This is a genomic window from Porphyromonas levii DSM 23370 (genome assembly GCF_000379925.1).
In the GTDB taxonomy this organism is placed as follows: domain Bacteria; phylum Bacteroidota; class Bacteroidia; order Bacteroidales; family Porphyromonadaceae; genus Porphyromonas_A; species Porphyromonas_A levii.
Genome location: NZ_KB904232.1, coordinates 1 through 12927, shown reverse-complemented (window position 1 = coordinate 12927; position 12927 = coordinate 1). Strand labels below are relative to the sequence as shown.

The 12927-nt window shown below is 41.1% G+C and carries 17 protein-coding genes; 15 read left to right on the top strand and 2 right to left on the bottom strand.

Annotation, left to right across the window (positions count from 1 at the left end; translation table 11 throughout):
* Both sppA and A3GG_RS11635 read right to left on the bottom strand, forming a co-directional pair.
* Positions 1-1824, bottom strand: a complete 1824-nt coding sequence (gene sppA, locus A3GG_RS0101895; protein WP_018357638.1) for a signal peptide peptidase SppA — start codon at positions 1822-1824, stop codon at positions 1-3.
* A gap of 166 nt (positions 1825-1990) precedes the next feature.
* The gene (locus tag A3GG_RS11635; protein ID WP_018357637.1) at positions 1991-2503 is read right to left on the bottom strand and encodes an IS30 family transposase; all 513 of its coding nucleotides are present in this window, start codon (positions 2501-2503) and stop codon (positions 1991-1993) included.
* An 893-nt stretch (positions 2504-3396) separates the two neighbouring features.
* Here A3GG_RS11635 and A3GG_RS0101875 point away from each other — a divergent pair.
* The 15 genes from A3GG_RS0101875 (at position 3397) to A3GG_RS0101800 (ending at position 12443) form a co-directional block, all read left to right on the top strand.
* On the top strand, positions 3397-4599 hold the full coding sequence (locus A3GG_RS0101875; protein ID WP_169333141.1) for a tyrosine-type recombinase/integrase: 1203 nt from the start codon (positions 3397-3399) through the stop codon (positions 4597-4599).
* A 213-nt stretch (positions 4600-4812) separates the two neighbouring features.
* Positions 4813-5235, top strand: a complete 423-nt coding sequence (locus A3GG_RS11630; RefSeq protein ID WP_018357632.1) for a helix-turn-helix domain-containing protein — start codon at positions 4813-4815, stop codon at positions 5233-5235.
* A gap of 27 nt (positions 5236-5262) precedes the next feature.
* Positions 5263-5424 (top strand): hypothetical protein, encoded by a 162-nt coding sequence (locus A3GG_RS11625; RefSeq protein ID WP_156808639.1) that lies wholly within the window; start codon positions 5263-5265, stop codon positions 5422-5424.
* Positions 5425-5463: 39 nt separating this feature from the next.
* A complete protein-coding gene (locus A3GG_RS0101855; protein WP_169333140.1) occupies positions 5464-6306 on the top strand; it encodes a Lin1244/Lin1753 domain-containing protein in 843 nt (280 codons plus the stop codon).
* A 13-nt stretch (positions 6307-6319) separates the two neighbouring features.
* On the top strand, positions 6320-6979 hold the full coding sequence (locus A3GG_RS0101850; protein ID WP_018357629.1) for a P-loop NTPase family protein: 660 nt from the start codon (positions 6320-6322) through the stop codon (positions 6977-6979).
* Between the two features lie 12 nt (positions 6980-6991).
* Positions 6992-7243 carry a hypothetical protein gene (locus A3GG_RS0101845; RefSeq protein ID WP_018357628.1) on the top strand — a complete coding sequence of 84 codons (252 nt, stop codon included), beginning with the start codon at positions 6992-6994 and terminating at the stop codon, positions 7241-7243.
* A complete protein-coding gene (locus tag A3GG_RS11620; RefSeq protein WP_018357627.1) occupies positions 7240-7566 on the top strand; it encodes a DUF4406 domain-containing protein in 327 nt (108 codons plus the stop codon). The genes A3GG_RS0101845 and A3GG_RS11620 overlap by 4 nt, the downstream gene beginning before the upstream one ends.
* 31 nt (positions 7567-7597) lie before the next feature.
* A complete protein-coding gene (locus A3GG_RS0101835; RefSeq protein ID WP_018357626.1) occupies positions 7598-8029 on the top strand; it encodes a DUF4494 domain-containing protein in 432 nt (143 codons plus the stop codon).
* Positions 8030-8309: 280 nt separating this feature from the next.
* Positions 8310-8657, top strand: a complete 348-nt coding sequence (locus tag A3GG_RS0101830; protein ID WP_248637640.1) for a hypothetical protein — start codon at positions 8310-8312, stop codon at positions 8655-8657.
* A 178-nt stretch (positions 8658-8835) separates the two neighbouring features.
* Positions 8836-9912 (top strand): DNA cytosine methyltransferase, encoded by a 1077-nt coding sequence (locus tag A3GG_RS0101825; protein WP_018357624.1) that lies wholly within the window; start codon positions 8836-8838, stop codon positions 9910-9912.
* Positions 9913-9975: 63 nt separating this feature from the next.
* Positions 9976-10455, top strand: a complete 480-nt coding sequence (locus A3GG_RS0101820; protein ID WP_018357623.1) for a hypothetical protein — start codon at positions 9976-9978, stop codon at positions 10453-10455.
* A 159-nt stretch (positions 10456-10614) separates the two neighbouring features.
* Complete coding sequence (locus tag A3GG_RS0101815; protein ID WP_026215538.1) at positions 10615-11259, top strand: hypothetical protein; 645 nt, start codon at positions 10615-10617, stop codon at positions 11257-11259.
* Positions 11260-11277: 18 nt separating this feature from the next.
* Positions 11278-11766, top strand: a complete 489-nt coding sequence (locus tag A3GG_RS0101810; protein WP_018357621.1) for a hypothetical protein — start codon at positions 11278-11280, stop codon at positions 11764-11766.
* An 18-nt stretch (positions 11767-11784) separates the two neighbouring features.
* Positions 11785-12216, top strand: coding sequence for a hypothetical protein (locus tag A3GG_RS0101805; protein WP_018357620.1), 432 nt, complete (start codon positions 11785-11787; stop codon positions 12214-12216).
* Between the two features lie 74 nt (positions 12217-12290).
* The gene (locus A3GG_RS0101800; protein ID WP_248637639.1) at positions 12291-12443 is read left to right on the top strand and encodes a hypothetical protein; all 153 of its coding nucleotides are present in this window, start codon (positions 12291-12293) and stop codon (positions 12441-12443) included.
* Positions 12444-12927: the final 484 nt, after the last annotated feature.

The following is a 12927-nucleotide window of genomic DNA, read 5'->3' as shown; positions in this document are numbered from 1 at the left end:
TTATCTCAGTGGTACAAATGGCTTTGTCTCACGACCCGCCTCACCGATAGCCGTGATATCGTATGGTGGTCGAGCCTGTATACCTGAGAGCTGCTTTAGGTAGCCCTCAGTGCGAAGCATGATACGCTCTTCCTGAGTCATCATCATTAGTTTAGCGGTCTTAGGCAGACTGATACCAAAGATTTGCTTAAACCAGTCCTTGTCCTCTATTATTTCTACCACACGGTAGTTCTCAAGCTCTGCAAGGCGTGCTGCCTCCTGGATAGCCGTATCTAGACCACCCATCATATCTACAAGACCTAGCTCCATGGCCTTCTTGCCCAGCCATACTCGTCCTTGACCAATAGAGTCTACCAGAGCCTTGGTCATACCACGACCCGTAGATACACGACCTGTAAACTCGTCGTAGCCACGCTCTATGGCTCTCTGCATCCCTTCAGCAAGTTTCCCCGTCATTGGCTCCATGCCAGTAAACGCACCAGTCTCAGAGGTTGAGAGTGTCTCCTGCTTAAGTCCTAGCTTCTGCATGGTTCCCTTGAAGGTAGGAATCATACCGAAAATACCGATCGAGCCAGTAAGGGTGTATGGGTTAGCTACAATCTTAGAAGCATGAGAAGAGATGTAGTAACCACCCGAAGCAGCATAGTCTCCCATAGAGATAACGATAGGTTTCTTCTGCTTTAGAAGTTCTACCTCATGGCAGATAAGTTCCGAAGTAGTCACAGCTCCTCCACCAGAGTTTACACGCATAACTACCGCCTTGATGTCATCATCCTCGGCTGCCTCTCTCAGCTGTCTTACTACCTTCTCATTGATGAGAGCTTGGGTGGCAAAAGGGTTCTCGTCGTCTTCACCCGAACCAACTACGATATTACCCTCGGCATAGATGACAGCCACTTCGTCACTTCCACTACCATTGTCGTAGAGTGGCAGTAGATCGCCGACACGTAGGTAATTTATCTCCTCATCAGCATTATTGTAAATCTTTTGGGCAAGTACCTTGTCGAGGTCAATACGATATACGAGGGTGTCGAGTAGCCCCATCTCCTTCGCAACAACGGTTTTGTCAAGGAAGTGGGCTTCGTCAGCGAAGCTCTGGAAGGTACTAGCTGCTATGCCACGGCTCTCCGCCATTTCTGAGGTCGTCCCTTGCCATAGACCATTGATGTATTCAAGTATCTGTAGACGGTTCTCGGCACTCATGCCATCTAGGATGAATGGCTCTACAGCGCTCTTGAAAGTACCTACCTTGAACACCTGCATTTCTATGCCTAGCTTCTGGAGTAGACCCTTAGTGAAGAGTGTACTGGAAGAGATCCCCGTAATGGCGAGGGAACCCTCAGGACCACCGATAACTTCGTCTGCCACACTACTTACATAGTAGTTGAGAAGGCTATAGTGGTCGGAGAAGGCATAAATCTTCTTGCCACTCTCCTGGAAACGCTTAAGAGCGTCACGGAGCTCCTTGGCATTAGCATAGTTGATTCCAGCTTGCTCCAGATTGAGTACGATAGCCTCGATATCAGAGTTGTCACGTGCTACTTCAATAGCTTTTAGGATTTCAGGGAGCGTAAAGGTCTTCTGCTCCTCATTAAACATATCGGAGAAAGGATCTCCTGTAGCCGTATCGCTAACTCCCCCCTCTAGGTCTAGGAGCAGCACACTCTCGCTACTTACTTTCTTTGTCTCTTTGCCATCCTTAAATCCGTCCACTAGTCCTCCAATAGCAGAGGATAGCATGCTGAAGAAAATAAAGAAGACTACAACACTTGCTAGGATAACGCCCAAGCAAGAGCCAAATACCATCTTTAGAAAATCTTTCATCGTCTGTCTCGATAATTCTATTAGTTATACTGAGTTTTGTTCTTTGTAAACAAAATATATTACCCCTTGCGAAGTTACCAAAAAGTTACCAATATCTCCATATTTCCATTGGTTTTTACGAGTTCGTAGATTCAAGAACCAAGTGCAATTTACTTCAAATGTTTTTTTAAAAGCTAATAATGGATGCTTTTGCGATCTCTTTTGGCTTCTTTCCAGTGTCCATTTTCTCCATAAATATCATTGATGTTGATATCTCAACTATTGTCAGCAGTATAGCCTTGCTTCCAGCACTTACTATTGTATCCATTTCAAAGTCTCCAAATCTGTTCCCATCTACCTCCATTGGTCTTTCGTGTATACTCACCTTCTCTGGTATTGTTGAGGAAGAAGCATAGATACCCCGTTTACGTTTCTTGAGCTTGTGCCTACAGTTCTTGTAGAGATCTCCTCCGTCTCTTTTGTCCTTGCGAATCCACTTGTAAATTGTTTCATGAGAGAGACTAATTTGAGCATAATTATGGTTGTATTTGCCTCTTTTAGTGGCATTCCTCTTTAGATCACGAGATATCGTCGAAGGTGATACCCCAATAAGCTCAGCAATCTCTTTTTGTTTTAAACCCTTTGTCAAGCATCGGGAGATTGTGTACCTTTGCTCTTGGGTTAGGTGATTGTATTTCATGACCAACAAAGTTATCTAATGTGGGGGAGATTTCGGTCTCCCCCTTTTTTCTTTTGTTGGTACTTGAATCGACGATTGCTTTTGTCGCTCGCGGCCGCCTTTCCTTTGAGAGGAAGGGGGCGACCGAGTACATCCCAATGCTCCCCTAATAATTGCACTTCGATGTTGAACTTAGGGAGAAAAGCATCAATTTCTACAATAATATCCGTCCTCATAGGAGTCTAGAAATGAATACGCCAGAGAGTGTCTACTCAGGGGAAAAATCACCTCGTAAGGGAGCTAACAAAAAGGAAGTACAGAAAAATGAGTACCTTAACAACAAGGAGGCGCAAAGTCAATTTATTTAGTGTAATCTAGTGGTATAGCACTGAAAAAAGTCAACCACTTAGTGCGCATAGTCAAGTAAATAAGGAAATAGTAGTCAACAGACTAGTGAAACCTCAGGCAGGTAAGGATAAGTGGATAGTTAAATCCGATCGAAAAACGCCAATAGATTTAGAAGAAGACGGATATTGTAGGTGCGATAAACCTTTTGTCTCTACTGGTTGACCGCTCTCGGTATGTCCGATGACCATTTAATATATACATAATCGACATACCTTTGGTCTAAAATTTTAGGAAGTCACACAAATTCGTAAGGCTATGGTCTACAACACCTTATGAATTGCACGCTCTTTTAGCGAGAAGCCGAAAAACCTCGTTAAAAGTCGCTCTTATTGCTGTAAAAACCGAGACTAAGAACTCTAAGTAGCTAGTATTTAGGCATTTCCAATATTTGCTACAGAAGTTTTGGGGTATTTTTCACACCTTTGCTACACTTGTAACATAGTCAGAAGTCGCACTACAAAAGGAAAACACGCATGAAACAAAACCATTTTTTCAGAAATGTCAAGATGAGAAAACTTAAAGTTAGCTTTTACTTAAGAAGCAATTATACCACTAAAAGAGGCAAGTCCCCAGTCATGGTTAGAGTTAGCTATGATGGGCAACACATCCCTCTTTGTAGCGCAGGCGTAGATGCTACACCTGAGCGCTGGGATAAGGGTTTCATAGGAAGATCCATAGAAGCTATTAGAGGTCAGGCTATCTTAGATAGTTTGAACAAAGACATTTTAGCTCTATTCCATGACTGGGCGAAGACACAAAAAAACATTGATCTGAAAAAGTTTAGGAAGTTCTACCAAACCCAACTTTGCCCAGGAACAGGTAAAAAAGAGAAGACAATTAAAGATCTCTTCGAGGCATTTATGGAAAGAGAAAAAGACCGCCTCGATAGTGGGGTCATCAGAGTTGCTACTTATAAGATTGAAAGATCTACAAGCAACTATTTCATCCAATATTTCAATGACAAGCAAATCCTTGTCAAAGAGATTGATATAGAACTATTTGAACAAGTCAAGGTAGATCTTTTTAGAGACAACAAAAAGGTGTCCACAATCAACTTCTATCTACAACATCTTAAGACTGTATGCAATTTCGCAGTCAACCAAGGATGGCTTGCATCAAATCCTCTACGTGGAGCCAAAATACTAAAGATAACAGCTACCCTAAGGTATTTAACCGAAGAAGAGCTGAAAAATATATTTCTATCTAGAGTTGATGGGCAGCGAGAAGTTGTTAGAGACATATTTGAGTTTATGACCCTAACGAGTCTCGCACTAAGTGACGTTCTACGTCTATCCCCAGCTCACATAAAAAACGAAAATAATAGAGTTATCATAAGGATTCAAAGACTAAAGACCTCAGTGGAGTGCGTTATCCCCCTTCTATATCGGGCAAACGAGATACTAGATAAGTACACAAAGGATCGCAACGCTGAAGACAACAGACCAATATTCCCACACTTTGACAACAAGAACTTTAACAGGCACCTAGGAAGAATAGCGTGCATTGCTAGAGTCAACAAAAAGGTAACAAGCCACATGGCGAGACACAGCTTTGGATCAAGAGCCGTTAGTCATGGCGTACACCTTAGTGCTGTCCAGAAGTGTATGGGGCACAAATCCATAAAAACAACAGAACGTTATAGTACCATGCAAACAGATGGTCTGCAAAAAGAGATAGACAAGCTAGAATCGTTAACAACTTATAAATGACTTGATTATGTTAGAGCAACTAAACAGACGAGAGAGTAGCGAAAGGCAACGACAAGGTCTCATAAAAAAACTCGAAACAGAAGCGGAGATCTTCAGGATGCGTGCAATACTTGAGACCTCCAAAACCCTCAGAGAAGAAGCAATCAAACGAATCAAACAGATTGAGAGATTGCAAGGTTCCATAAACTGCTAAAACACAAAAAAGATGATGCTATGTTGGAACATGAGGGAGAAAAACTATACACAGCTCAAGAGGTCTGTGAAATAGTAGGTTACAAACGGTCAACTCTACAAGCTAGAGTAAGAGCAGGGATACTGCCACAGATGAAGATAAAAAACCGCGCGTACTATAGAGAGGAGGATGTCCTCAGACTCAGAAATTCTGATGATGGAGACATCTATTGTGACGAGAAGCGACAAGTAGACGCATGGACTAAAAAAGAGATGGCAAGCATACTCGGGATCTCGATCACCACTCTCGAAAGGTGGGAAAATTGCGAGAAAATCCGAGGCGTGAGAAAAGGAGGGTTTGTCTTTTACACACGAGAAACCATACAACCCCTTCTTTCTAAAATGAAAGAGAAGTGTCAAGAACGAGGAAAGCTCGTTAATGACGAATTTGGAACCATCAAATAACGATTTAATATGGAAAGTAGGTTTTTTATGATGAGAAGAAGGGGTGATACCCTTGAAGTAAGCGCAGAGTGTACAGAGCAAGAATTCTGCAACATGCTACTTAATTTCCTCCTATCAGATGCGGGCAGGAGTTATAGCACAGCTCTCAAAGAGATGGAAAAAAGCATAGCGCCTGAAACAAACAACTAAAGAAACAACGAACTTATGGCTCGGTTACCTAAGATAGGTGTGGATTACTTCCCCCATTATGTTGGCTCAAGAGACGGAAAAACCCTTTTTATCCTGAAATCAAAATTTGGGAATGATGGTTATGCCTTCTGGTACCAACTTCTCGAGATACTTGGTGCACAAAAGGATCTCTCCTATGCATGTGATAAGACACCTAACTGGTTGTATCTTACTGCAACGACAGGTGTTGACGAAGAAAAGGCTACTGAGATGCTAGACATGCTCGCTGCCCTAGAAGCCATTGACGAAGATCTTTGGAAGGAGGACAAAGTCATCTGGTGTCAAGACTTTGCCGATCAACTAGATCCAATATACCGCAAACGCAGACAACAGACCCCATCTAAACCAAAACTAAAGAGGGAAATAATAACTAAAGCAGAAGAGGTAAACCCAGAGGGACATAAAGAGCATGGAGAGTGCGCTGATACCCCTCTTGAGGATAATACAAAACCAACAGGGAAAAGAGAAAAGGAAAAGAGCCAGCCCCAAGAGAAGGATCAATCCCCAGAGAGAGGAGAGGAGAGAGGAGAGGAAGGCGCAACGTACTCTTATGTTGCAGCTCCATTACGAGACACCTTCCTGAAATGGTTAACCTATAAGAAAGAAAAAGGGAAACCGTACAAAACCGAGGTGTCAATAAAGACATGCTATGAGCAGTTGTATGATTACTCCTCTGGAGATGCCACAAAGGCACAACAAATTATCAATACGAGCATAGCAAACAACTATGAAGGTTTTTTCCCACTAAAGGAAACTGGCGGTGGAAAAATGACAGATAAAGTATCCGATTACCTTACTAATGCGGGTACTGCACGTACAGGACAAAACATATCAACAATATAGGTTAGAATTGATTATGATTGATATGAATGCTCTCGCTAACGAGATAAAATACAAATCCTTACAAAATAAGCGAAACTTTAAGAATGATTGCTTATGTGAGGTATTGAACGACAAAGAAGAGGTTGCACTTGCCCTTGAACTCTGTTACAAAAACGAGGTGACCATAAGAGGTGGCGAGTACCGAAAGGACTCTGAACTTGAAGACACTCTAAACAGAGTTTCTGGATGGTTAGTCAATCCTGATACAAAACCATGGCTCCTCATGTATGGACCACTGGGCAACGGAAAGACAACAATCCTTCGGGCGATACAAACCCTTATCAACAGTCAAAAGATAAGATACGGTTGTTATCATACCTCCCTCAAGGTATATAGTGCAATAAAAATAGCAGACATCGCTAGAGCAAACCGAGAAGTCTTCGATGAAATCAAGACAACACACGCCCTTGGGGTAGATGACATAGGAACCGAATCTCTTGAAGTGAACGATTTTGGCACTAGGCTCTCCCCAATGGTTGAGCTAATGCTGCAAAGGTATGATTCAAGAAAAATGACACTCTTTACGTCAAACCTTGGGGCAGAAGACATCGCCCACAGGTACAAAGAGAGGGTCGGAGATCGAATGAATGAAATACTCGATCTATTGTACATTGGAACACCTAGTTACAGATAAAAAACATAAGCTATGGATGCAAAAAGAATTTTAGACCTCGCAAAGACAATGTCTAGATATGATGAGGTTACTGGAGAGAGAGAATACATCAGAATGATAAAATATATTGACATAGAAAAACTCAATATGTTATCGAAAGAAATGTTGGATCTCATCAAGTCGAAGGCCTCTGTTTTCGATGTATCTAGCTCAAGTGGGGAATGCAAGCCTATGTTAATGATAAAGTATACCGAACTTGAAAAGCTCCTTGTGCCGAAATCATGAAACAAAGGATATACATAAGCGGTCCTATAAGTGGAATCCCATTTGAAGAAGCAAAGATCAGGTTTGAATTAGCAGAACTAAAACTAAGAACCGCCTACCCTAACGCTAAAATGGTTAACCCCACAAAGCACCCACTACCAAAGGGAATGCGATGGGAGTGGTACATGTTAATCGATCTTTTCCTTCTTTCCTTCTGTACCCACATTTATCAACTTGAAGGCTGGGAGAACAGTGATGGTGCAGTCATTGAAGAGCGATGGAGTCAACACATGAAAATAAAAAAAGTGTTGCTTGAACCAGAAAAGAGTTTAGAGAAAAAATAATTTCATAAAATCATATTTACTACTTTGAGTTATGAGTTGGTTTGATTGTAAGATTACATACGAGAAAGAGATCAATCACACAGGGAAGATGCGTAAGGTGAGCGAGAACTACCTTATCGACGCAGAGACCATTACCGATGCGGAGGATCGTATCGTTGAAGAGATGAATGGCAGGGGTAGCTTTGTAATGGATAGCGTAAAGAAGGTACGCCTCTACGACCTATTCATCGATGACAAAAGCGAGCGCTACTATAAATGTAAGGTAGGCTTTATCACGCTTGACGAGAAGGCAGGTGTGGAGAAAAAGAAGTACGTACAGATGCTTGTACAAGCAGACAGCATCGACCTTGCTCTCGAAATCCTGCATAAGGGCATGAAGGGTACCCTCAGAGATTACGAGGTGGCTGCTATTAAAGAGTCTTCATTTATGGATGTTTTGAACTACAAGATTAAAACAAGATAAGAAGGTCGGAAGCGATGAGGACTTTGCTGATTTCACTTGTACTTCCATCTGAGAACTAGTTCTGTAACTATTATTCTGACGAAAAGATATAGGATGTAGGAGACAAAACCAAGTACGTACAAGATAATAATGGCAGATATAAACTTACGAAAATCCAAAATATACAAAGTGATATTACTGTAAAAAGATGAAGAGGAATTTAACGAGGACTTGGCGAAAAGCCAGAGTAGTATGGTGGCGCACGTTACGAGAAACACATAGCATGTTGTATAGGCAAGAAATGAGAAGGCTTCAAAGATTTTCCAATGTTTCTTATCAAACCCATCAAAGGAAAGATGGTGTGGGGCATGTGAGAGTCGTGGTGACTCAAGTCGCAGACGAGCTTGACTATATTGACGAAGTTGTATTAGACAGAGAACTAGACTCATACCGCTTAGCAGGATTCCCAATAGAAGTAGCCCCCCAAGATAAAGAAAAAGAGTTCGTTCGACCTCTGTGGGCGATTGAAGTTTTTCAAAATGGGCGATTAGCAAGGCAAATAACGTACTATTTGCAACCAATGTACCCTGATAAAAGTCCTTGCGATGCTGTAGATACAGAAGCTCCAAGTCCATTGAAAAACGAGTAATCAACAATTTTTCTTCGATGTTTTCTTTTTCGAGCGGGGAGTTTTCACTTGTACGCATAAAATCTAAGTTAAGACAATGAATATATGCGCAAATATAAAGAAAAGAAGGAGTTCTTACCTTATAGTGATTTGGCGAGAACTGATTGTATAACCCTGAAAATGTATTTGTTTGAAACGTATGATAACACATGGGAGTCTTTTCTCAGGTATTGGAGGATTTGATCTCGCAGCTAAGCAGGTAGGATGGACTAACGTTTTTAACTGCGAAATTAACCCTATCTGTAGAAGAGTGCTAGATTATCATTTTCCAGAAGCAGAAGGTTATGAAAATATTGCAAAAACAGATTTTAGAAAGTGGGAGGGGAAAGTCGATGTTCTTTCAGGAGGATTCCCTTGTCAACCATTCTCTCTCGCAGGGCAAAGAAAGGGAGAAGAGGATCACCGCTACCTCTGGCCAGAAATGCTTCGAGCAATCGAAGAGTGCAAGCCAACTTGGATCGTTGGCGAAAATGTTGTTGGAATCCTCTCAATGGTACAGTCCTGCGAGACGATTGAGATGGAGAGTCAAGCGGATCTCTTCGGAGAGGTGTATAGTCTTCAAGAACAAAGAGAAAAGTACACTCTCTCCAAGATCATCGATGATCTTGAAGACAGAGGATATTCTGTCCAAACATTTGTTATACCAGCTGTCTCCGTTGGCGCGCCACATAGAAGAGACCGAGTGTGGATTGTTGCCCACACCAATGACTCAAGGACTGAAGACGATGGACGAGAATGGCAGAATGAACCCCCTACCACCAACACTTCTACCGACCCCAACGGCATGCGAAGGAGACCGTGGAGGGCAGAAAGTTACAGGTCTGACGAAAACCAGACCAAGCGGCCAGAAATACAGTTGCACCCTGAGCGACTTAGCAGCCAGTCGACTTCTGCCAACCCCAACAGCCATGGCAGCCAAGGGCAATGTAACGAAAGACCGAGGGAGGGGGAACCTGACCGACGAGATTGCGAGGATCTATCAACCAGAAGAATCCGAAGAAGTTGGGAATACTTCCCTACTCAATCCCCTGTATGTGGAAGAGATGATGGGATTCCCCGAAAATTGGATGCTATCTCCTTTTCTCGTTGGAGAGCAGAAGCCATAAAGGCTTATGGTAATGCCATAGTGCCACAAGTAGCATTTGAAATTTTCAGAGCAATCAATATAATCCATGAGAGTGAAGAGGACGAAAAATGCTCAAAAACTACACTTTAGCACAATATCGCCCAGAGAGTAAAAAGGAAGCAGAGAACTCGATAAGTTAATGAAGATATAAACATGAAAGCAAGAATAAAGCAGACAGGAGAAGTGTTAATTGTTAAAGAGATAAGTCAAGATAAAGTGTTCATGAAAATTCACGGAACAAATTCGTTCCTCTGCATGAAAACGGAGGAAGTTGATCTTATTTCTGACGAGGTTAACCATGAGACCAATTGGGAACAAAGAAGGTATGAAATTGCCAAAGACATCTACATCTCAATACTTTCAAAGGAAAAAGAAGAAAGTAGTCATGGGTTAGAGGCTCTCGCAGTCAAGAAAGCCGAGGATCTCATAATAGCTCTTCAGCAACCTAGAGACCTTGATAAATTCGGTAGAATTATCGAACAAGCACCATATCTATATAAATTATTAGAGGAGATAGCGACAGTGCCAAAATTGTGTACAAGCAGAGAGTTCCACACTTTCTATAATGAGGTAACTACAAGAGTAAGAGAAGCCTTGGAGAAATGTAATCTCAATTATCCTGAAATAAGGTAACTCAAAAAAATAGGATACAAACTATTTATTAAGTGAAACAGATAATAAAAAGGGAAAGGAGAGAGTCAGAACAGCTAATTCTCTAATTGTACAACGTTCATACTTGTGATGACTCTACCTCCCCCCTTTTTTGAGTATGGAAACATAGATTTACGAGGTATGAAGAAAATAATGTTCAACGACAAGTACGGACTAACAGATGCCGTGCTAAGGGGTACAAAGACGCAGACGAGGAGGCTTCCGAGTCCGAGATTGATTGAACAATATAATTCCTTGCTGGAAGAGTATAAACTGGCTTCAAAAAATGTTGGAGTTCCGTGTTCTGTCGTAAGTGTAGAGGACTTTCTATTAGAGCGTGCTCCCTACAAAGTCGGAGAAGTAGTGGCGGTGGCTCAGAACTACAAAGATGCAGGAGTAGGTTTTGAAGACCTTGCTAAAGATCCTGATATACTTAGTATCAAAAGTAAAGTTAAGGGGTACTCTAACAAGATGTATGTCAAGCCTAAACTAATGCCACACCAAGTCAAAACCACCAACGTGCGAGTCCAACGACTACAAGATATAACAGATGAAGAATGTATGTTAGAGGGGATTAGGGAGGTAGAAGTAAGCAATAATTGGGGTAACTCTGCAACTCATACGGAATATACTATAACATACTACAACGCAAAGGGTTTAGTAAAACAATTAAGAGCAAGAACCCCACGAGAAACCTACGAACTGTTAATAGATAAGATTAGTGGCAAAGGCACGTGGGAGCGTAATCCATGGGTGTGGGTATATGACTTTGAGCTAGTTCGATGATATAAATGAACAATCAATATGAAAGAGACAGAGAGAACAATTACAGAGATAGAGGTTGCGCTTGCGAAGAATCGCGCTTTTCATTTCACACGAAATATTATAGCATATAACGTAACTGGAGCAAGTGCAAATCTCAGACTTAATCATGAGTGTGACATGCTTATATTATCGAAAAGTGGATACCTAACAGAGATCGAAATTAAGCGCAGCTGGAGTGATTTCATCGCAGACTTCAAGAAAAAGCATAACCATAAAGACGAAGGTGGGGGCATGGTGAAGTACTTCTACTATTGCGTGCCTACGTCTATCGAAGAGAAGGTCAGAAAGAAACTAGTGGAGCTAGAAATTGAATATAGCGGCATAATAACGTATTCAGAGGATTTAGACATTAAAATATATGGCTCGAAGCAGTTACACCCTCATCGTAGACTTTTTCTTGAAGAGCAGCTTGAGCTGGCTCGGTTAGGCGCAATGAGGGTTATATTACTGAAAGAAAAAAATAATTAGAAACGAACTATAGATAAGATGGAAAAGATAGTACAACTTAGACAACATGAATATGAGGAGCTTTTCAATAAAGCCCGAATGAATGAGGAAGAAATAGAGAAAAGAGCACAACTACTATATGAACAAAAAGGAACCTATGGAATCGAGTTGGTCATAGATTGTAGAGATGATCATAATTATAAAAGCAATATATTATTCAGAGCGGACTCATATATTAAAGACTGGGAATCATTTCCAATTTCCGAAGAAGACAAGAGAAAAATAGTAAAGACAGTAAACGAAAGAACACTTAGGATGATGACGAGAAAATTTGGAAAGCAGATTACATCTATATCTTACTACGACAAGATGGAAAAAGAAGCAAATAAACTGAGAGCTAGAGCTCTTATACTAACTGTATGTGGATGGTTACTGGCAACAACTCTTATTATCATTTATCTACTGAAATAGCTTTTCATATTTGCATACAACAATAAAACATTGGAAATAATATGACACCGAAACAATTTTACTCCAAAGTAGTGATGATGAGAAATGCTCAAAAACTATACTTTAAGACAAGATCCCCTAGAGCTCTAAACGATAGTAAAGAACTTGAAAAGGAGATAGATGCAGAGATTGAAAGAGTCAAGAAGATTGAAGCAGAAAAATATAAACCAAAAAGTTTGTTCGATTAAAACTCTGGAATATATATTGTTACATATTCTAATATTTCCACATTAGCAGCAAAAAAAGCATTGTATGACATAAGCTAAAATGACAAATAATAATTGCTCTGCCAACAGTGAAGAGAAGGTCTCGAGTTTTATAACCCCCCACCTTCTCTGGTTTAGTTATCTCTGCATGCCAGATTGGGATAAGGAAAAGAGGAAAAACATTTATTGAGACCGTTGCACGAAGATATTTGATTTTCTCATCCTCCTTTTCGTCCGTTTTTTAGGAGGATTTCGTTCAGGGCAGTCTTTCTCTTATCATATTTTCCCCTCTTTTTGAGCTTTAAAAGGCTCAATTTGAGGGGGATTTTTGACTTGAGAGGATGCCAAATGCTCCTCTCGAGGAGGATTCGGTCATTGGGTATTAGCTGACAATTGGATTATCATCATAGGGGCTCTTTTGATGTTGTGACATATGGACTCCAAAATATTTTGTCCGTGAGTCTTT